Raw genomic sequence first — 21,017 nt, 5'->3', positions numbered from 1 at the left:
GGTAACAGCCGTCGGCACAATGGCTTACGGGTGGTCAATCATCGCATGGAGATAACTTGGCGGCGGGTGCAGACGATTTCCCACAGGATAACCGAATCGTCATGACCTCAGACGACCGGCGATTGCATTTTGCTCGGCGAGTCACGCAGCGATGGGCAAATCGCTGGACTTGCCCTGCCCTGCCCTACCCTACCCTACCCTGTGCCCTTTCAACAAACACTGTATCTGCATTCGCGATCAAGAAACGTTAAAGTAGGCGAACACTTACCTACTCGCTCGCCAACTCTTGTTTTGAAAGCGCACTGAAGATGTTGATTCGACCACCGGAATACGTTGATCTTAACACGTCGTTTGGCCCGATGCGCACACATCTGTTCCGCCCCAGCAGCGATCGACTGGTACCCGCAGTGGTGCTTTATTCTGAAATCTACCAAATGACCGGCCCGATCGCGCGGACTGCCGCTCTACTTGCGGGGTGGGGCTACCTTGTAGCGGTTCCAGAGGTCTATCACGAGTTTGAGCCGGCCGGGACTTCGCTAAATTACGACACCGAGGGGACGCAGCGTGGCAACAATTTGAAAACCACCAAGCAACTTGCGAGCTACGATGAGGATGCAGCGGCGGTGATCGACTTTTTGTGCCAAGACGCACAATGCAACGGACGCCTTGGCACTTTGGGGATCTGTCTTGGCGGCCATCTTGCTTACCGCGCCGCACTCGACCCTCGGATCGTTGCGACAGCGTGTTTGTATGCGACCGACATTCATCAGCACAGTCTCGGGGCCGGCCTGAACGATGACTCACTCGCTCGAATCAGTGAGATCCAAGGAGAGTTGCTATTCGTTTGGGGAAGACAAGACCCTCATATTCCGTTGGAGGGCCGTCAAATGATTTATCAAGCACTGGTCTCCGCGAATCGGAATTTTGCATGGCATGAGTTCAACGGACAGCACGCGTTTATGCGCGATGAAGGGCACCGGTATGACCCTGCCATCGCGAAAATTGTTTACGCGATGATCGAAGAACTCTTTTCACGCCTTTTGCGCTAGCCCAACTGGCGGGAACGTCACGCGGCGCTGGGGAAATTTCCGGCATGGGGATAGCGGCAGTCTTCCCATCCTCAAACTCGCAGCATGACATCCATCCGGAGATCATCAACGACTCCGAATTTGCCACACAGCGAGTCACAAGTTCAATCCAAGAGTCTCACGAATCCAAAGTAGGACATCGTTGGGCTCTTCCCGTCCGATCGCTGTATGTGGGGCCATGGAACACGAAACCCTACCAGGTCCGGCGACTGCAGGGCTCTGCAAGTAGCCGTTCCGGTCGCATCCATTTTTCGCTCTGTTCCTTTGCTCGATATGCAGCGTATACCAGCGCGCGGGTGCTCGCACGTGTCTTCGTGCCCTTGCTCGATTGGGGCGTTAGACGCCCTTGGCTACCCGGCAACGCTCGCGATCCTCAATGTCAACGTTGGGTTTGACGCGGCGCATGCAACTCGGCTGCCATCAACTGGTTGCTTGCTTAGGACCGTCGGAGCAGTCATTCGCGGATTGTCGCCGAACCGCTTCGCCGGTTCGTTTGGGAAAATGCCGATCGGCGGAGCGAGCTGGCGACGCTTGTTGTCCCGACGCTCTTTAAGCCTTCAACGGTACTTCCAGTCGCTCGCCGGATTGCGGATGCTGGGAGTCGAAGGTGTGCAGTTCAAGCGACATCGCATCCTCGGTGAGTTCCGCACTTACCCAGCCGTTGGGGCGGTCGGGGCTGAAGACATAAGCCACCGGTGGCAGATTAATCAATTGAAAATGGCCGCGGCTGCTGTACGTCCAGTTGTGCGAGTGACCATACAAGAACGCGCGTACGTGTTTACGTGCGTCAAGCACTTGGAACAGTTCCTGCGTGTCGGAAATGCCTGTCCACTGTTTGCCATCTGTCGGTGCGGTAAATTGGGGATTGTGGTGGGTCATGACGACCGCGGGTTTGTCTTGGCGCGTGTCAAGCTCGTGTGCAAGCCAGCGGATTTGCTCGGCGCCCAGTTCGCCTGTCACCACGTTGACGCGGAACAGTGAATCGAGCAGGAAAAAGTTGGCGTGAGGTGTTTCGATGACACTGATGTGCTTGGACAGTACTGCGGGATTGTCGGCCGGCCGTTGGTTCGACAGCGCGCCATACAACGACTGGCGATCATCGTGGTTGCCCATCGTTACATGTAGGGCAATCTGCGTTTCATCCAGTGGTGCCAAGCAAGCGGCAAAATTTGCGTAGTCGTCCGGCAAACCCTTTAGGTATGCGCAATCGCCATTGATGATCAAATGCGACGGCGGAGCTTTCAGTTTACAAATGTCGGCAATCGTGCGCCGTAGATTGTCGGTCATATTTACACCGCGTGCTGCGGTGTCTGGCGAGCTTGGAATGTGGGTGTCCGAAAGCAAGGCGATGCGAGTGGGCTGACTCGCTGCGGCGAATGCTGCCGGAGTGGAAGCTAAAATTGTCGCCACGCCGCCGAGTGCGGCAGTGACCTTCACGAAGTCACGGCGTGAGGTGGGATTGCGATGGATGGGCATTGAGAAACTCTCCGAATTGGGTAGGCAATTGTTGCGATCGGCTCGTTAGCCAGTCGCAGGTAGGAAATGGGCGGGCACCGCCGGACATCGATTTGCAGTCCGCAAAATTGCTCGCTCGATGCTCTTGATTATAGTCGCAAACTGGAACGCCTTCGCGCTGGGGCTATGCAGCGGAAGTTTTACTCACGAAGGCGAATGCAAGTGCGCTTGGGAAAACAGTCGCACCTGCAAACAAACGCTCGATCGAACCGTCCGACTTCAGCATTCGACCTCTGGAGGTTCAACCGAGAAAATTGGGCATGCCTTCCGGAAATCTCGCCCAAGATCCTTTCCCACGGTGGATGGAATGCTGCCCTAGGGCTGAACGCACCACTGGATGAGTTGTCCGAGGTCAAACTCCTGTGTTTCGACTCGCAATTGGTCCTTTGCGTACTGCTCGACAAATCCTAGCGATGTCGTGATCTGCTCCCTGGTGGCGGCGGTTCCCAACGCTGTTCTGGGGTGCAACAGAGCAACACGCCGCGGTGCGATGCTTGCCAGTAAATCGGGCAGATCGTAAGCCGATAACGCCCCTGCCACCAGCGAATTGGCGTTCACGTCGTAGAGTGGTTGCATGACAATGCTTTGGTAATCCAATAAGGAGTCAACGAGTACCAGCCATTGAATCTGTTGCTCAAATGCTGCCGCATGCAGCAGCGCAGGAGCGACATCCCCGCAGGCGACGACTCCAATCTCGTCAGGCTTCACATCGTTTCGTTCCTGCAAAAATCGTAGCACGCGGACCGCATCTCCCGCGTTAATGCCCGCCACGCTGCGGCCGGACATCATGGCATTGAAAAACGGTTGTACTGGAGCGTGTCCCTGCTTGAATTGATACGTCGTTTCGCCGTATCCGAGTAGGTCCGGCGCAACGACGATATAACCGCTGCGCACAATCGTCTCGATCATGCCGCCCACAGCCGCGTCGTTAGCCTTCCCCTGGCCGTGTGCATAGATAACGGCTGGCCAGGTGGTCCCTTGCTCGGAGGAAGTATCCGGGGCGAACACCAGCATGGGAATGATTGTTTTTCCCTCGCCGGGCAGTCCCCATTTTTCCACACGGTAACCATCTCGCTGATACTGCCCCCGAAATACGGGCGCCGCTGTCGGCTTGGGGCTGCGGTAGCCGGACAACTGTTTCGCGGCGCGCAGAGCCCGAGGCAGATGCTGGGATAGTGCCTGGCGGTCATCTGCCAGCTTGTTTAGCAGCGGCTCTGCCTCTTGGCGATTGATGCTAAAAACGGTTTCACTCTGCAGGGAGGTCGAAACCTGTCCGGTCTCGGTGACGGCTAATTCCTGTTCTGTCAAATAGGGATACTCGGTTTCCTGGGCGCTGCCCGGCAGGTCCAAAAACTTTTGAAAGAAGGCGTAGGTGGCTTCGTTGTTCTTCTTCGTAAAACCGTGTTCGTAATCGTCCTCAATTTGGTCAAAATGATCGGAATGGCCGAGGATGTCAAACACCTGTCGCACTTCAGCAGCCGTTTCACGCGCGCCCTGGATACTGAAGAAATCTCGTGTCGTGGTCACTTGAAGTGTGGGGTTTGGCGCTCGCACTTCCAGTAAATCCGCATGATCGATGCCCAGCAGCGGACCGTGATAAAAGTGCTGCTCCGCATCCTGCGGTCCAATGGAACCCAACAATCGACTTGTGCTGGTGATGAATCCAGTGGGGGCTGCTGCGAGGACGCGCTGATCGATGGCACCGACGTAGCTGCTTTGCGTCCCACCTCCAGATAGGCCAGTCACGCCGATGCGTTTGGGATCGACCTCTGGACGAGTTAACAAGTAATCGATCGCGCGAATTCCGTCCCAAGTGAAGTAGCGGGCAATGGACCGTCCGGTCAGAAAACATTGAACCCCGGCGTGCGAATGCTCCTGAGTTGACGAACCGACGGTCGACTTGCCATTCTGAGGATCGAAGTACTGCAACCGCTCCCCTTGTCCAAGCGGGTCGATGGTGAACACCACGAACCCCTTATGGACTAGATTCAGCATCACGTTCTGATAAATATCTCGCCGAAATGCCTGGGCAGAATGCCCGATAACATTCAGGATGGCTGGCCCACGACCGGTGTGCCCCTCGGGAATGAAGAGAGCTCCCGTCACATGAAAATTGGGCATCGATTCGAAGATAATCTTTTCCACGCGATAGCCGTCCCTATGGAGGATACCGGTGACGCGTGGATTGAGCGGCGAGCGAGCTGGCCAGGGGCCAAGAATCTGATCGAGAGTTTGCCGAACGTCCGCCTGACGCTTTTCCCAAGCTTCGGCACTGTCCAATTTTTCAATTGCATCTTCGCGTGACGCGAGGCAGGCTCGCGTTAATTCATTCAAGTGATGTACCAGCATCAGCCCAGGATCGCTCCAGTCAATCCAGCGTGGGGCGTTGGAGTTCCCACCGCCGAGTACGGTCAAATCCTCAGCTGCCTGAGGCGCGACAATAGTCTGTAGTAGAAGCAAAAAAATGGTGTTGAACAAAGTGGAACCTCTTGGTCGGTAGCTTGGATGAAATGCAGCATTAATCTAGCAGATTCATGTGTCTCAAGTGTGTACCTACTCCAAGCATGTCACACTGGAACGATTTATCGAGGCTGCCGGTAGACGTCCGAGGATTCCCGTTTGATATAGGCTGACACTGTCGTTCCGCGGTCTCCCTGTGGATGCAAGTGCTAGGGGCGCTCTCACTGGGGCTAGGCTGTTTTCGCACAAGAGTGCGAGGTGCGCGGAGGTCGTGTGGCGCGTTGGTGATGCAGCGTTCGATGGCAGGCGTGGCTCTTGGTGGTAGCGTTGTGGTGGCAACGGGCCGGGGGCCCATTCTACCTGCACGGGCCACCAGGAGATCCTGGTCAATGCGCCGCCTTGCTGCGGCTAGTATGCAGCGCATTTCGATACCACTTTGGCTCTTCAATGGCCTAAAATTGAGGCATTACTTTGGTTTTTTAGAAATAACACTTGCAACTCAGCCTGCGATCTACTAAAAAACCAAAGAGAGTGAAAACTAAGAAACCAAATTTAGGGTGAAAACGCTATGGCTCGACCGAAATCAACTGAGCTGACCGAACGTGAGCTGGAGATCATGCAGGTGTTTTGGCAGCAGCGTGAGACCACGCTCACAATTGCTGAGGTCCAACAAAAACTCAACGACGAAGAACGTGAATTGGCCTACACGACTGTCGCGACGCTAGTCCGCATTCTGGTGGACAAAGGTTTTCTGGAACAGACGACAGATCGGCGTCCGCATGAATTCAGTCCCACGCGAACACACGAAGAAGTTTCCGGAAGACTGCTGAAGGATCTGGTGCAACGCGTGTTTGGCGGGTCTTCCGAAGCGCTGCTTCAGCGCCTGATGGAGGACCAGGAATTAACGGCCAGCGAACGCAAACGCCTGGAAGCTCTAGTTCAGAAATCCGCCAAATCAAATCCAAAGCGGTAAAGGGGCAACCACATGAACAATGTCATCGAATCAATCATTGCGTTCATTCAGTCGGACAGTCGCGTCTGGTGGGCACTGGCACAGGCTTCGTTAATAGCCATCACGGCCTACCTGCTCGTCATCGTTGCCAGAAGAATCAACCCTGCATCGCGAGTCTACATTTCATTGCTTGGCTTGCTGCTCATGGCTTGCATGCCAGTAGCCGCCCTGACGCAGGTGCACGGGTGGAGTTGGGGGCAACTCTTGCCCGGCTCCGCCCAGCCAACGGCGGCACTACCGGCGGATGCCGAACAGGCCGAGATTTTGGCTCGGGAAAATGCGCCCAACTCGCTCACGGCATGGCAGAAATTGCTCGTCAGTACGTCCGCAGTGTTCATGGAACGCCCGATCGAACCGCACGATGTTAACGACTCGGCGGTACAGGTCCAACAGGAGAAAGAAAGCACTTCGTTGCCGCAACTTGTCCTACTATCGCTTCTCCTCTGCATCGCATTTGGCTTGATACGACTGATTGCAGGCTATTGGCAGATTCGTGGTCTTCGCAATTCAGCCAAGCCGATTACTGACACAGCATTGCACCAGGACCTAGCCAGCTGCAATCGGAGACTCGGAATCTCTGGCAACATTCCCATCGGGGAAACCGAGACGCTTGGATCGGCCGCAGTCATCGGCTGGCTGCAACCGCTCCTGCTCTTACCATCCAATTGGCGAGCATGGACTGTCGACGAACGTCACGCCATATTGGCCCACGAACTGGCTCACGTGAAACGTCGGGATTTTTTGTCGACCGCCATCGGGCAGTTGGCCGTGGCGTTTAACTTCTACCATCCACTCGCTCACGTTGTTCTTCAACGTTTACGGCTTGATCAGGAGCTTGCAGCGGATTCGCTAGCGGCTCAGGTCGTCGGCGGACAACAACGATACGTAGAGCTCCTTGCGGGGCTTGCACTAAGACAACCGAAAGTACGGACTCCGGGGCCGTGCCAGGCGTTTTTACCTCCCCGGCGCATGTTTGTTCGGAGGCTTGAAATGTTACGATCTCTCCCCCAAAGTAGGCAGTGGCTCAATCGCTGTTATTCCACCGTCGCCATACTCACACTTGTGGGCATCGCTATTCTGTCGACGGGCTTGCGGCCACACTTGGTGGTTGCTCAAGAACCGTTGCCACCGGCTGGCGGCGCGTCTGTCTCGCCTCAGCCAGACAGCAATCCGCTGGTTAGTTACTTACCAGAAGGGCTTTGCGAAGCGGTTGTGCTGATCGACGTACAGGGCGTAATGAGTTCCCCTGGAGTTCAGGCTATCCAGAAGCAAGCGGATCTGCCGAGCGAATTCAAATTGCCAGGTCAGACCGTAGTGGTCAGCGAAGTCGAGCAAGTCTTGCTGGCGCTGCCCACCTTACAGCCCAATCGGCACAATCGTAGCCCGCTCCTGATCGTCCGTTCCAAGAGTGACTTTGCGAGCAATAAAACCAATCCACAAACTCGCTTGCTCGATTCAAGAACACTGGCTGTTTACGACAATGCCGAAGTCCTTCAGTTGCTGGGACTTGGCAGTGGGGAAGCCAAATGGGCAGCGCTTCTCGAGCAGAACGCGAATTGCAGTATCCGGATCGCGAGCAACACTACTTGGTTGCAAACGCTTGCCGCTCGGGATCAAGGCGGCCCGACGATGGCACTCGCTCCGCTGTGGAAGAATGTCCGCACAGTGGCCGCTGGCATCGAACTGGGAGACGATCTGCAGCTGAAAATGCAAATGGATGCGTCGGATGCCAAGAGGGTGACCGAAACGCTCACCGCACTTAAGTGGCTCGCACGTAACTATCTCGAAAGCTTGCCCGCGGCACTGCATGAACAAGGCCGGAACGATACGGCCCAGCTGGTAATGGCATCAGCGGCTGCTACGGCAGGTAGTCAATTCCTGGATAATCTTAGGATCCAGGAAGATGGCCAACAGGTAAATCTCGAAGCCACGCTTTCCGAATCCGTTTATCCGATGATTGCATTTGCGATGCCAGCCATCGCCTCGGCGCGTACCGCGGCCTTGCGAGCACAATCGATGAACAATTTGAAGCAGATAATGCTGGCGCTGCATAACTACCACGATGCCTATCGACATCTTCCACCGGCCATCGTCATCGACCGAGATTCGGGTGAAGAACGCAGTTGGCGCGTCGAACTGCTGCCATTCCTGGAGCATGCCAAACTCTATGAACAGTACCGCAAAGATGAGCCGTGGGATAGTCCGGCAAATCAAAGAGTCATGTTGCAGATGCCCCAGGTCTTCGCTGTTGCTGGTGCGACGGATACGCAAGTTACGCCGTATCAAGCTGTTGTGTCGGAAGGTGGCGGTCTTACGCTCACGAAAGATGGCAAAGCACCCGGATTCCGCGACTTTATCGACGGTCTGTCCAATACCGTGGTGATTGTGGAAACACAGCGGCTCGTGCCCTGGACCCAGCCAGTTGACTTAATTGCGGACGCTCAAACTCCTTCGCTAGGAACCGTTCGCGAGGCGGAGCCTGGAATCCTAGTTGGGATCGGAGATGGATCCGTCCATTTCCTCTCAGAGAAGATTGACGTTCGCGTATGGCAAGGACTTATCACCCGTGATGGTGGCGAGAAGGGTAATCTTGGGCAATAAATAGCGAGAGCAACCAGCAACTTCGCAAGGGGCCACTCAGTGGAGTGGCTCACATGCGTCCTTTCAGCGGCATATCCGACAAGGAGTTTCATGTTGGCGTAGGCTCTTAACTTTTCCACCCCAACGTGGCTTGGCCGGCTTTCCTCACGTATCGGCGTTCTTCCCCAGCTCGCCCCTTCTCCCCGCTCGCTGGACTTTCCGGCCGTTGTTCACAGGGCAAGCATCACGACTGCTGGCGGTCTTCACGGCAGTTCTTGGTCGAAACTTCGTTCTGGTTCAACATCACGCGGTTTGCCATCGCTCTAAAACGTCTCTAGGGGCTCGTGCGATCTTCGAACAAATGGAAACCACTGGGGCACTGCCACAATTCCCTAGGCATCGGGAGTACACACTCGCGAATGTGTTGCTGTTGGAGAGTGACGGGGATGCGAGTCGTGAATTCTGTCAGGCCCCCACGCAATTCTTTGCTCGTTTAGAGTGTTGGAAACGCTGCGATCCGCACGGAGGGTTCGTCGATGACGCCCCAGTACTTTACGAGGATCAGATTCCACACAAAACATCGCTGTGCATCAGTTAAATGGATTGCTAGCATTTCACAGATGCGTCGACGTTGGTCGCAAATTCGGTCTGAGATTCCAATTGTGAGGGCCGATCCATCCTGGTGCGGAAGAAGTGTATTGCTCATTTTGCAAGTGTGTCATGAAACGCGTGGTAGAGTATAGCGGTTCCATAAAGGGTATCGCAGAACGTCAACACGCGAGAAAATAGACAATCGATGCGTTTCCTTGAGCAGGGGAATTCAGGACGAATGCGGGGGGCTAGACCCCGTGAGCATAGTAAGACACGATTCGAAGACCGGTCAATAGGTCCTTCAGCTGAGGGGATGAATGGGCAACTCGGAGGCATTCAATGAATTGCGATGATGCCTTGTGTTATCGGTGTAATCACAGGTCCGCATTGAACCTGTTGGTAGAAGACGGCTGTGTTCGCAGATATGTCATTCTAGTGCACCCGTGAATCAGGCGAGTTCATTGTCGTGGATCGCTCCGCGATCCTGCGTTATTATTAAGTCGACGTTGGATCGGCGGAGCGATCCACGACAATCATGTTCTGCATTTGGGGAAGGATGGGAAATGTTTGGTGAGATTTTCGATCCAAAGTCGGAGCTTTTCATCAACCATCGGCTTCGGCCCCACTGGTCGCAGGCGGGAGCGATCGTGTTCGTGACTTTTCGGACGAAAGACTCTATCCCGCGAGAGGTCCTGCAACGCTGGGAACGTGAGAAGAACGAATGGCTCGATCAACGGGCATTGCGAAACGGAAAGTTTTGGAAAGACGTACTCGGCTACCTCGACGGAAAAATGCGAGCCGACTTTGACCGGCAATTTAATCGTTCGCGAGAAGATTATCTCGATTCGTGCCACGGTGCCTGTGTCTTGAAGCAGCCAAGGTTATCAAGAATTGTTGCCGACAGCCTAGTTCACTTTGATAGAGATCGGTACCGAATGGGCGACTTTGTGGTCATGCCCAACCACGTTCACTTGCTCGCAGCATTCGGCACTGAACAGGCTATGGAGAAGCAGTTCGGCTCGTGGTTGCACTACACGGCCCGAGCAATTAACCAGGTGATTGGAAATTCCGGGCACTTCTGGCAACAGGAACCCTTCGACCATCTCGTACGAAGTCCCGAACAATACGAATACTTGCGTAAGTACATTGCCGACAATCCGCAGAAGGCAAAGCTACAGCCGGGAGAGTTTCACTACTACCAACGGGTCGATTAGTGTCGTGGATCGCTCCGCCGATCCAACGTTCATGATCTACACTTTGATGCATCAACCATTTTGGAAGACACTATGGTTGTATACACTCCGGACACGGCCAAGCGGCGATTGACGAAGCGTTGGATCGCGGAGCGATCCACGACTTTAATTCTCGTTCTGGTTCTTCTTGCGAGCTCAGCGCGAGCCAATGACGCGACGGGGTTCATTCATCTCAAACAGCTCGACGGCGAGTGGTGGTTCATCAACGCAGATGGCGAGAAGTTTGTCAGCATTGGCGTGAATCACATCGAGCCACAATTGTGGCTAGCACCGTACAACAAAGCGGCGACGCTGAAGAAGTACGGTAGCAATATGGTCGCTTCGTAGGGGCACTTCAATACAAACGGTGCTGCTGCCAGAAGGTGGATCGACGCCCAAGTAAAGACCACTCGAGAGCTTGGTTTTAACACCGTCGGAAAGCACATGGACCGGCGGTCGCTAGACGCGGCGGCTTAGAAGCCGCCGCGCAGTCCCTGGGCCAAATCAGTCGCACTCGGATAGCCCACGATCACTACGTTCAGCCGGATATTATTCACATGCGACCCTTGCCGCTGAGCTTACTAAATGATGACGCCGAAACCGCTGCAAACAGTCGCCCTAGAGAATGTGCGTAAAGCGATCGATGAAGAGCCCGCTGCGAATCACGGCTCACCGTTTATTGGTTCCCTGCCAACCTGATTGGTAAATCGAATTGAGCGCGATACAAAGGAAGATGAAAAGGCTGAAAACCGGAGAACTGAACCAATATCTATTGAGTTTGTAAAGCGACAACTAAAACTGCCGGCCGCATTGACTCACGGTTTTGGTTACCGAACGGCTATCGTTGCCTCATTGGAAATGTTACCTAAATGAGGATCGATCGATGGATAGAAATGAGCGAACGAAGCTTGTGCAGTCGCTTGGCATAGCGATTGACGCTCCAGTAGCTTCCCTCGAAACCGTGGTCAGTATCGAGGTCTTGGTAGATGCGTTTCGCGGATAGTCGCTGCTCAAGCACTGCCACGATCACTTGGTGGTAGGCCACACAGACGCCACGCGACGAAGGTGGAACTGAGAGTGTTTCCAGCTCAGGGCTGGTGGATTCGGGCAGAGGCTGACCCGTTGGCGCGCTGGGCCTTTTTGAATTATCGGACGCACCCCTAAGAGCCGTTGGCGCATGCTCCGTTGGCGCGCGGTCCCTTTTGAAACTGCCCCTTTCAGCTGCCTTCTAACCGACTTTCGATCGACGTTGGGGGACGCTGCGATCCTTCGTTGCGACCAGCCCAAATCATGTAAGTGCTGTATTGACTGTGCTTTATCCATCCGCAAGCGATTGGACATGACTGACCCTTGATCGTGCCTTTGAAGTCATATGCAGATCATCAGACCAGACCCTTCCACCTCCATGTAGGTGGTGGATTTTCAACTGCCAATCACTGGTCCCTTTTGAGCGCCAACTGATACTCCGGACGGCTTATGGTCTTCCCTGGGGAGCGGTTGGCTCTGTTAGTCCCCGGCGCCTCATTGCATGGTAGATATTGACACCAAATGTGAAACGAACAGTGTGTTGCGTCGTAATTGATGTGGTTTTTTCGTGAACGGTGCGCTATTTCTTACCAAAGCGACTGTAAGATAAAATTCTTTCGCCATCCACGACTTCTACATCTATTAGGAAGGAGCCAGGCTCCAATTTTCTCACATCATTCCTTCGAAGTTAGGCATCTTAAAATCTGTTGACAAACGATAAAACCCGTCGTCCATCTTGAAATAGTGGTACTTGTCGTCGCTGCCAGTCCAGTAGAACAGTGGGGTTCCTTCGACTACCGACTTCAGCTGATCGAAGGTCACCTCAGTCGCATGCTTAACATCTGGGCCAGGCGAAATACTAGGATTGCACCCAGTTGTTGATGCAAGAACAGTAATAAGCGAACAAAGTATTAAAGCACGCATGGAGTGTCCTTATCCGTCAACAGTAAACAAGCAAATACAACCAAACGATTTTAAGAGGAGAGGGCCACAGTTGGCGCCTGCAGCCTATCCAATGATTGGGCATTGTACCGACCGCCAATCGAGATGCGCACGCGATTGTTAAAGAACGGCAATTCGCGGGGGAGCACGCCAAGTGCTTGCTGCTCTGTAGTGGAAGTTGAAGTGGACGCCCCCGAAACCCTTGAGCTTCGCAAGAATCAGTCTCGCTACCTTTTCTTCGCCTTCTAGTTGCCGCGAAAAAAACTCCGGCAATCTGTAGTCGTCCGCTTTGCAGTGAGTTGCATCAGGCCACGAAAAAAGGGCTCGCCGAATGGTACGGCAAGCCCCTTTGAGGCAAGTTTATCTTGCATTTTCATCACTAAGTAGGGCTGACAGGAATCGAACCTGCACACCTTGCGGTACTAGAACCTAAATCTAGCGCGCCCAAAATTTGGGAAGAATTTGCCCCCTTTTCGAATTGGCGTGCTAGATTTTTCTAGCTTTGATAAGCATGGATGTCTTCACTCCTGGAGGCTAACTTCTTGAACCTTTTGCAATGCCTAGAAACGTTGATCGCCGAGCGGTCTATCTGTCGCGACACTCAAAATCAGTACAGGAAAGCCGCGCGATGCTTCGGCGAATTCCTGGGAGCTCCGGCGACTCTCGCCGACTTGGAAGAAATGGTGGTCAATCGTTGGCTCCTGAGCTTGGAGCAAACCAAATCGCCAGAAACGGTGCGGCTTCGTAAAGCCGGCATTACTGCCGTTTGGAATTGGGCCGCCGGATGCGGTCTTCATCGACATTACAACCCAAACCGGCTCCGTAAAATCAAATTACGTAAGCGGGCGCCGGTCGCTTGGTCGGTCGACGATGTGCGGCTGCTGCTGTGTGCGGCCGAGCTCGTGCCGGGCTCGCTCGCGATCGGCGTGCCAGCTTCGGAACTCTTGACCGCTTGGATTTGGATTGGCTACGAGGCTGGAATCCGGCCGGGTGACATCCTTCGGCTTGAGCCCGCCCAAGTCGGAGAGACGATCACGATTGTTCAACACAAGACGGGGCGGCCTCATTCGTTCCGTCTGTCACCCCCTGCCCTGGCCGCCGTCCAACGGTTGGGATCTCACGGACGCGAGAAGCTTTTCGGGCTTCCCAAGAGTACAGCGCGTCGCTGGGAGCTGAGACTCTTTGAAATTGCCGAGACGATCGGATTCAAGCGACGTCGAGGACAGGGGCTTGGTACACTGAGAAAAGCACACGGAACGGAGGTCGCCAGGCGTGGCGGCTTAGAAGCCGCTGCGCAGTCCCTGGGCCATATCAGTGGCACTCGGATAGCTCGCGACCACTACGTTCAGCCGGATGCCATTCACATGCCACCCTTGCCGCCGAGCTTATTAAATGATGACGCCGAAACCGCCACAAACAGTCGACCTAGAGAATGTGCGTAACGCGATCAATGAAGAGATCCAAGCAAACCAGGGCTCGCCGCTTATTGTTTCCCTGCTAACGCGATTGCTGAATCGAATTGAGCGCGAAGCAGTGGAAGGTGAATAGGTTCAAAACCGGAGAACTGGGGAAGAAAAGGTGTCAGGACTCATTGTTGCGATGCTGAGGCGGTTTCGGAGGCTCCATTTAAACTTCCACTACAGAGGAGTACGCATTCAGCAGAGGTCCACCACCGAAATCACAAGTAAAGAGTCCTGACACCTTTTCTTCCCCCGCTTGGTTATCGGCAGTCTGGTAATTCGCGTCACAAGTCAGCCTTTCCCGTCTCCGAGATACCAGCCGTCTGCATCCAGCAGTCGCCGATCGAGTTCCTTTACGAGCTTCGTGTCAACGGACCATGTCGAAGGGCGACAAATGCGCCGCATGTCACGCGACAAAATGAATACGATGTGATCAGGCAACTCCCATCGAGTATGCAGCACAAGCATTGCAATTGCAGCATCACGTGACGCTTCGTATCGCTGCCAAGTTGTGTTCCGTCGTTGCACGGGCTCAGAGTCAATCGCAGTCAACTTGACTCCACCAGCCGATAGCGTTGCCATAGTCTCGGCGAAACGGTCTTTCGTAAACGCAACCTCACTCATCGGCAACCGTCAACTCGTGTAAGTTCGTTCTGTCCGATAACGGCCGCGATAACCGAGTCGCGGCGATTGATTTTCCATTGTCAAAAACGACGACTCCGCGACTTCGGTTCGTCGCATGGTTCGCCGCGTTTTCGCACGTCCATCATTCAGCTGAAAAGAGATTTGCCATCGGTGTGCGGCAGTATGCATCCAAAATCACGATCCACTCGATTGCCGGAAACCTTTTCGGATGATGGCAATTCCAAAGGCAATAAACACGATTGAAAACACCAACGTCAGTATACCAAGCGGCAGTCCAATGTGAGCGAGGTGCGCGCGATAGTCCGTGAAGCCGAACGTACGAATCCATGCTGACCCGAGTAATGTGCCGATCGACCCCGCTATCAGGAAAAACGCAGCAGCGCATCCGGCGAAAGGGCTCTTTTGTTGACTTGCGTCGACCGCTCGATTGTCACGTTCAGTGCGGGGTGTCTCGTAGGGGTTCTGAAGCATTCAGGTAACGTTGCTTTTGACCTAACGACGCGTTTGTGGCTCGCAGATGACTCAGTCGGCGAACGGTGGACATCACGGGGGACGGAAAGTTGAGCATCCATTCTAGCAAACGCCGCAAGCCGTCCTCCCGTGCATGTCATGGTTCGCCGACTTTGCTTGGTATCGCCGGATCGCTCGTCGTTGCCAGACACTCGGTCACGAAGGCTTCGAGTTCAGGTTTTAACGAACCGTCGGGCGCGTAAAGGTCGTAGTATTTTGCTGTGCCCAGACCAGACGCTGCTAATTCGGTTTCAAACTCGTCCAATGTCGTAATGTCAATTCGCCGCAACGTTTCGTTCCCAAGCCATCGCAAAGTGGCGTCGTCTATATGCCTCGCGTTTCCAATCGGTCCGTAAGTACGTGCGAAGAGATTCCGGCTTCGGTAGAGGTCAAGATAGATGCTGAAGAGCAAGTCTGGAACACGCTTTGTGTAAGCCTGGGGAAAATCACTGAATTGGTGCAAGCGATGAACGTCGGCGAGTGTTGCGGCCAATCGAGCGTGATCAGCCAAACGCTCCTCGTAGGATGGAATGCGATGTGTGTACCGATCCACGTACCATCCGATTGCCAAAGCAATGCAGGCTGTCGTCAGAAGCAACGTTGATAGTCGGAATCGCATGTACTCAGCACGGCGAACGGCGGCGGTAACGGGGTTCGCGCGTTAGGTTTGTTAGCAGGCAAGACGGGCTCGCGAACTCCCGTTCACCGCTTGGTTCTGCCGGTGTCGACTCAGTGATCGCCTACACCGCATACGACGCGAAGCCAATGATTGGCGGCGTCTGTGTAGCGATTTCCATTGTTCGATAGGACCCGAAAAAATTCATTATCCAGTCTGTAGAAAGGGTCCCAATCGGATCGCTCGCCTATCGCAGGAATAGCATCCAAGATCTCATGACGCCTTCCAACATCACGCGGGAAGTTGGGACCAAAGTATGCAATCGCCTGCTCAAGAATGTTTGATACGTCATCTAGTCCACTTCGTTTACACCACTCGACCATCTCGGGTGCAAAGATTCCACTGTAGCCGTCCAATAATCCATAGAGGCCGCTGTTGTCGATGTCCGATTTGCCGCAGTTCATTGCACACAATAATTGGACGTCCCGCGGTAGCTCGCACTTCGTGGGATCGTAACCGTCATCCGACCACGCATTCTCAAACGACCAAGTTTCATTCTCGCCAAGCCACACTCGGTAAAAAGGTTCGTCATTTTGACGAAATCGGCTTAGCTTGAAAATTCGAGGTTCGTCTTCCATTGTGTTCGATCGCAAAGAGCAACCAGGCAGAACGGTACGCATCACGGGGTGGCGGGAGATGACATTGATTTCAAAACTCCGCTGGCCACCGCCGCTCGCGTGCATGCGATGGTTCGTCGATTATTTATTCACGGACGGCCCCAGCACCGATGTAAGCAGTTCCGACAATCGCTCGTCTTCGCCGTCATGCAACGCCCGCCGCGGAATCACGGAACAGCCAATTCCATCATGGTATAGGATGTAGAATTCGTTGTCGCGAAGCCAAGAAGAGAAAACAGACCATTTTAGTGACGAATCGACATCTGAATAGCGAAATCGCATTCCATCGCCGCGAAACTGTATCCAATATTCAGACGAGAGTTTTCGTTTAGCAGCCTGATAGATTTTGGCTGGAATGATGAATTTGATGTAGGCAATCATAGAAAGCAGAATAACGCCGAGAACGATCAGTATGTATCCCAATAGTTTTGATTCGGACGACGAAAGCACGTAAGCACCCGCGAGCGCGGCCAACACACCGCCAATGACGTCACGTACGGGTTGAATCCGTGTCCTGTGGTGCCTTCGCATCGCACGAACATACTCGTTTCGCGTAATCGTGAATTGTGCTTCGATGGCGTCCACGTGAAGAGTCCATGAATCGACGAACGACCGCGTTCAGCGAGCCGCCGGGGTTGATGTGTTAGTAAGTCGGACGAGCTCGGCGGCTTCGTTGCAACGCTTGGTTCTGCCAGGTCCTTAGCAACGCACCCACCAAGAGGGTCGCCAAAGTACGCCAATCGGTCGCCCAGCCCAAACAATCCATTCTGTCGCACCGGACCCAGCATTGTAGGGATTCATCATCCCGTGGTCAGCAATCACGACAAGCGGACAGGGAGTTGACCGTGTAGTAATGTAGTGCCATGGCGCTGTCGATCGAGGGGCAAGTCGATCCAAAGCGTAGTCTTCATGTCGATTGTATTGCGATGAAACGTTCTCGCTTCCGGTACTAGACATTTTCCGCTCGAAGCTGGTCCTCACGCTTTGGGGACCAAATACAGCGGTTATCAGCCAAAGGCAAAGATACGCAGCTAGAACTACAGTTGCACTTTTGGGCCGGTGTCGACGCCAAAGAACCACAAATACAGAAACGCAGATTGCAGGAGGCAACATGAGTGCGATTGTTTCAATACCGTTAAACCCTACGCTAAGAACCACGCCGAATACAGCAGTCAGCACCAGCAAAGTTCGTATTGGAGTTTGCATTCGCATTGCAAAACGCTCGAGCAAAAGGCAGAACGGCACGCGTCACCGGGTACGCGCGAAAGATTTTCCATTTCAAAACCGGCCGGCTCGCGTACTCCGGTGCACGCGCTGGTTCCCCGCGTCCTCAAGTGCGATCCTCGATCCGGCGAATAGCGGCAAGGTTACGACCAACGTCAATCGCGTAAAGCACGAGCATTATAACGCACAGTAGACCAACCAACAAACGCCCCCAAGGCATGACGAAAAAGTCAACGAGCATCGCGAATCCGAAAAACAGTGGCGGGTAGATGATCAACTCGGGAAGATAGCTAAATCCGGCATCCGGAGGTCGATCGCCTCTGGCGATAGCAGCGCGAAGGCTGATGATGCCAACCGCTGGATAGGCGAGCCACGTAATGAGAATCAGCAATACGAGTGCGTAAGTAGGCATAGTCGGATCAATCCAGTTTCTGCCGGAGTGTCGCGTCTGCGGTAGCGTTCAGCGCTGTCTATTGGTAGGTGTGAAAACGGTGTAGCAAACGAAACAGAATTAAGCTGGCTTCAGTCGGGGAACGAATAGCAATCTATCCCAACTGGGAGCGCAGCGAGCACGGAGGGATAGATTGTCCGTTGAGCTGAGACGCTTCGCTCGACGGGTCCTATGCGGATAGTATTGAGCTGGCGTCTGATGAGAGTCAGTTTAGCCTAGTCAGAGATGGCTTGGCAAGCAGTTTGTTGAGCTGCCGGGCAGTCGCGTAGAGAATCTGACGTCAGTTGGGGACTGTTTCGTCGGTGAACTGTGACCAGCGGGCAGCGGTTGGCCGTCAATGCGTATGCATCGGAGCAGGATACTGTAACGATGTCGTAGCGTAGGGGCACTAGTCTAACTCTCGAACCAAGAGTGATGGTTGGGGCCATAGAATAGGTCCCGCCAGCTCGGACGACGAGTCTCGGAGAGGAGTTGCATGGGTTGTTGGCATTTGGCACAACAACGCTCTGTCGGAATGTCCTGCGTCTCTGTGATTGCGTCGTTGACTTGAGGATCGCATTGTTCCGTCACGGCGAGCGGATGGAGCTGCTTGCACAAGGCGATGAAGGCCGTGCGGCGAGCACTGCTGTAGCCTCCGAAGCAACGTGACTTGGTAAAACCCTTGGGAAGAATGTGGAGTGACCAACATCGAATGAACTCAACTCCAGAGAGTTTCTCTGAAACTTGACTAGCCGAGCTGTGTTTGTCCTTGTTGCGAGCCATGAACGTGACGATGTCGTTATCGCAGCTCACCAAGCGTCGATCCGAGATGGGGCCACCAGTCATGTATCTGGCCAAGTACTTCAAGACGTGCTCCGGAGACGACTTGGACGTCGGTGGTCGCTCGATGAAGACACACCAGTCGTGTGCGAGGAGAGTGTCAGTGAATTTGGCCCAAGCCAGCGGCTCTTGAAGTCCCGCCAATTCTTCTTCAAGATCCAGCTTGCCGCGACGGTGCAGCGATTTTAGTTTACGTAGGAAACGTTCGCTGAATTCTCGACTGAGTTCCTTGTTGTCCACCAACGTTGGCTTGGCGGGTGAGTTCCCCGTGGGCTTGGTTTGCCGACACTCGATCCAACGCCGTCCGTCCAGTGATGGGCCGCTGCCGGGAACGAGGAGGTGCACGTGAGGATGGTGCCCCAGCCGTTGATTCCAAGTATGCAAGACCATCATGGCAGAGGCCTGCATGCCAAGCTTGGTTTCAATACACTCCTTGAGCGCCTCCCAAGCAGTATGCATCAAGGTACGATAGAGTTTGCGACGATTACCGAGTATCAGCGGAGATAGTTTGTCTGGCAACGTGAAGACAACTTGGAAGTAAGTTACGTCTGGCAACAGTAGCTCAGCGGCTCTATCGAGCCAGTCGGCGCGCCGAGCCCCACTACACTGCGGGCAGTGCCGGTCGGCGCACGAGTTGTAGAGCGAGATCTTGGTCTGGCACTGATTGCAAGCATAGGTGCGACCTCCCATGGCTGCGGTGCGGCAGAAGCCGATCCTCGCTAGTGTGCTTTCGACTTGTCGTGAGAGACTCGGTCGATACTTGCTGATGAAGTCAGCCGTGTACCGCTTGAGTATGCTGGCCACACTCAGATCGGATCGCTCGCGGGCGTCGAGCTGGGGCTGGGAGCTTGCAGCGACGGGTCGATCCAGCGCGGGCACTGCCGGGCCGGGAGCCAGTCGATCGGGCTGGGGGTCGATCCCAAGTGCTCTCGCCGACAGTGTAAATAGATCATCGTTGTTGTAAAGCTGCTGTGCCCGAGCAGCTTGCTGATCGCCATCAGATCGACGCCTGCTTCCAAAAGTCCGGTCGCAAAAGAATGTCTCAGAGTATGTGGAGTAACGATCTTCTTGATGTGCGCCTGTGCGGCGGCCATCTTGCAAGTCTTCTGAATGGTTGCTCCGGAAAGTGGCACATCGTTGGTCTTGCCCGGAAAGATGTACTGGTTCGGCTTGTTGATCTTCCAGTACTCTCGTAGTTCGGCCAAGAGCCTTGGTGAGAGCGGTACGTAGCGATCCTTGCGCCCCTTGGCTTGAATGATCCGCAGTTGCATCCGCTCGGAGTCGATGTCCGGGAGCTTTAGGTTGGTTGCTTCGCTGAGCCTTAGCCCGGCCGAGTAGAGAGTCAGTAGGACCGCTCGATGTTTGGGAACTGTTACACACTCGATCAGCCTGTGTACTTCTTCCTGCCCCAGCACAACGGGTAACTTCTTAGGCCGGTTGCCGAACGGAATCATTTTCACGACCCACGGCCTGGGGAGCGTGAAGGTGTAGAGAAACCGTAGGCCACAAACAGCTTGATTAAACGAACTCCACGAACATTTTTTCACTTGGATCATCCACAGTTGGAATTCGCGAATCTCTTCGGGGCCCAGATCCTCGGGGAGTTTTCCGAAGTGCTTGGAAAAACGCCCAACGTGGAAGGTGTAGGAATCGATGGTTCTAATTGCCATGTTGCGGAGCAACATGTCCTCGGCCATACGTTTAATGGATGCAAGAGTATGCTTGCGAAAAGAGCTGGGCATTGCGCTGAAGCCTTACTGAAAACGGGAAGTCAAACTTGCCGCAGAAATGCGACATTAATCCCCAGCATGATTGGGGTTTCAGAAAGCGCAAGTCGGATAATCGTTAAATTCGGAACGGGGGGAGGCAGCTCACTTACCTCGCTCATGCCACTCAGTCGTACTCGTCGGAGTGGCCATGCAATCGCACCGTCACCGCTGGGACTGGCCGAAGTCAACACGCGGCCGAGCAGGCAAAGCCATCGAGCTAGGCGACTGTAGCCGGTGCAGAGCCATCGCAATGCAAAGCACCGCACCAGCAAGAGGCGAGAAGTAGCTCGCGTGAGATACGCAGAAGAAGTCTGCTTAGAGTTACGAGAAAATTGAAAGTGAAGCGGTTTAGTTCAACGGCCGCGATAACCGAGTCGCGGCGATTGATTTTCCATTGTCA

General features: G+C 54.2%; 18 protein-coding genes. 6 read left to right on the top strand and 12 right to left on the bottom strand.

The features are described from left to right. Positions 1 to 308 precede the first annotated feature (308 nt). Entirely contained in the window at positions 309 to 1,049 is a 741-nt protein-coding gene (locus Q31a_RS23415) for a dienelactone hydrolase family protein (protein WP_145083168.1), read from the top strand. A 588-nt stretch (positions 1,050 to 1,637) separates the two neighbouring features. On the opposite strand, the gene Q31a_RS23410 is transcribed toward Q31a_RS23415, so the two are convergent. After that, positions 1,638 to 2,564, bottom strand: a complete 927-nt coding sequence (locus tag Q31a_RS23410) for a metallophosphoesterase family protein (protein ID WP_145087576.1) — start codon at positions 2,562 to 2,564, stop codon at positions 1,638 to 1,640. Between the two features lie 354 nt (positions 2,565 to 2,918). Then, positions 2,919 to 5,081 carry an alpha/beta hydrolase gene (locus Q31a_RS23405; protein WP_231690907.1) on the bottom strand — a complete coding sequence of 721 codons (2,163 nt, stop codon included), beginning with the start codon at positions 5,079 to 5,081 and terminating at the stop codon, positions 2,919 to 2,921. A 550-nt stretch (positions 5,082 to 5,631) separates the two neighbouring features. Between Q31a_RS23405 and Q31a_RS23400 the strand changes: the two genes are divergently transcribed. Further along, positions 5,632 to 6,036 carry a BlaI/MecI/CopY family transcriptional regulator gene (locus Q31a_RS23400; protein WP_145083165.1) on the top strand — a complete coding sequence of 135 codons (405 nt, stop codon included), beginning with the start codon at positions 5,632 to 5,634 and terminating at the stop codon, positions 6,034 to 6,036. Positions 6,037 to 6,048: 12 nt separating this feature from the next. Further along, complete coding sequence (locus Q31a_RS23395; RefSeq protein WP_145083162.1) at positions 6,049 to 8,676, top strand: DUF1559 family PulG-like putative transporter; 2,628 nt, start codon at positions 6,049 to 6,051, stop codon at positions 8,674 to 8,676. A 472-nt stretch (positions 8,677 to 9,148) separates the two neighbouring features. On the opposite strand, the gene Q31a_RS23390 is transcribed toward Q31a_RS23395, so the two are convergent. Beyond that, complete coding sequence (locus Q31a_RS23390; protein WP_145083159.1) at positions 9,149 to 9,361, bottom strand: hypothetical protein; 213 nt, start codon at positions 9,359 to 9,361, stop codon at positions 9,149 to 9,151. A gap of 448 nt (positions 9,362 to 9,809) precedes the next feature. On the opposite strand from Q31a_RS23390, the gene Q31a_RS23385 reads away from it, so the two are divergent. Then, on the top strand, positions 9,810 to 10,460 hold the full coding sequence (locus Q31a_RS23385) for a transposase (RefSeq protein ID WP_145083156.1): 651 nt from the start codon (positions 9,810 to 9,812) through the stop codon (positions 10,458 to 10,460). A gap of 72 nt (positions 10,461 to 10,532) precedes the next feature. Continuing rightward, positions 10,533 to 10,826: a hypothetical protein gene (locus Q31a_RS23380; protein ID WP_145083152.1), complete on the top strand. Its 294-nt coding sequence runs from the start codon at positions 10,533 to 10,535 to the stop codon at positions 10,824 to 10,826. A 517-nt stretch (positions 10,827 to 11,343) separates the two neighbouring features. Here Q31a_RS23380 and Q31a_RS23375 read toward each other — a convergent pair. Beyond that, positions 11,344 to 11,523, bottom strand: a complete 180-nt coding sequence (locus Q31a_RS23375; protein ID WP_145083147.1) for a hypothetical protein — start codon at positions 11,521 to 11,523, stop codon at positions 11,344 to 11,346. Between the two features lie 650 nt (positions 11,524 to 12,173). Further along, the gene (locus Q31a_RS30490; protein ID WP_197355566.1) at positions 12,174 to 12,326 is read right to left on the bottom strand and encodes a hypothetical protein; all 153 of its coding nucleotides are present in this window, start codon (positions 12,324 to 12,326) and stop codon (positions 12,174 to 12,176) included. A gap of 662 nt (positions 12,327 to 12,988) precedes the next feature. Between Q31a_RS30490 and Q31a_RS23370 the strand changes: the two genes are divergently transcribed. Beyond that, positions 12,989 to 13,888, top strand: coding sequence for a tyrosine-type recombinase/integrase (locus tag Q31a_RS23370; RefSeq protein WP_145083144.1), 900 nt, complete (start codon positions 12,989 to 12,991; stop codon positions 13,886 to 13,888). Positions 13,889 to 14,197: 309 nt separating this feature from the next. Here Q31a_RS23370 and Q31a_RS23365 read toward each other — a convergent pair whose 3' ends face one another. The 7 genes from Q31a_RS23365 to Q31a_RS23335 all read right to left on the bottom strand — a co-directional run bounded on the left by Q31a_RS23365 (position 14,198) and on the right by Q31a_RS23335 (position 20,590). Continuing rightward, positions 14,198 to 14,530: a hypothetical protein gene (locus Q31a_RS23365; protein WP_145083141.1), complete on the bottom strand. Its 333-nt coding sequence runs from the start codon at positions 14,528 to 14,530 to the stop codon at positions 14,198 to 14,200. Positions 14,531 to 15,158: 628 nt separating this feature from the next. After that, positions 15,159 to 15,680 (bottom strand): hypothetical protein, encoded by a 522-nt coding sequence (locus Q31a_RS23360; RefSeq protein ID WP_145083138.1) that lies wholly within the window; start codon positions 15,678 to 15,680, stop codon positions 15,159 to 15,161. 110 nt (positions 15,681 to 15,790) lie between these two features. Next, positions 15,791 to 16,315, bottom strand: coding sequence for a DMP19 family protein (locus Q31a_RS23355; protein ID WP_197355564.1), 525 nt, complete (start codon positions 16,313 to 16,315; stop codon positions 15,791 to 15,793). Positions 16,316 to 16,435: 120 nt separating this feature from the next. Next, complete coding sequence (locus tag Q31a_RS23350; protein ID WP_145083132.1) at positions 16,436 to 16,939, bottom strand: YcxB family protein; 504 nt, start codon at positions 16,937 to 16,939, stop codon at positions 16,436 to 16,438. A gap of 745 nt (positions 16,940 to 17,684) precedes the next feature. Next, positions 17,685 to 17,990: a hypothetical protein gene (locus Q31a_RS23345; protein WP_145083129.1), complete on the bottom strand. Its 306-nt coding sequence runs from the start codon at positions 17,988 to 17,990 to the stop codon at positions 17,685 to 17,687. Between the two features lie 432 nt (positions 17,991 to 18,422). Then, complete coding sequence (locus Q31a_RS23340; protein ID WP_197355562.1) at positions 18,423 to 19,652, bottom strand: IS91 family transposase; 1,230 nt, start codon at positions 19,650 to 19,652, stop codon at positions 18,423 to 18,425. A gap of 2 nt (positions 19,653 to 19,654) precedes the next feature. Next, a complete protein-coding gene (locus Q31a_RS23335; protein ID WP_145073538.1) occupies positions 19,655 to 20,590 on the bottom strand; it encodes a tyrosine-type recombinase/integrase in 936 nt (311 codons plus the stop codon). Positions 20,591 to 21,017: the final 427 nt, after the last annotated feature.

This window comes from Aureliella helgolandensis, from assembly GCF_007752135.1.
Taxonomy (GTDB): domain Bacteria; phylum Planctomycetota; class Planctomycetia; order Pirellulales; family Pirellulaceae; genus Aureliella; species Aureliella helgolandensis.
The sequence above is the reverse complement of the archived record's forward strand: the minus strand, read 5'-3'. Positions and strand labels throughout refer to the sequence as shown.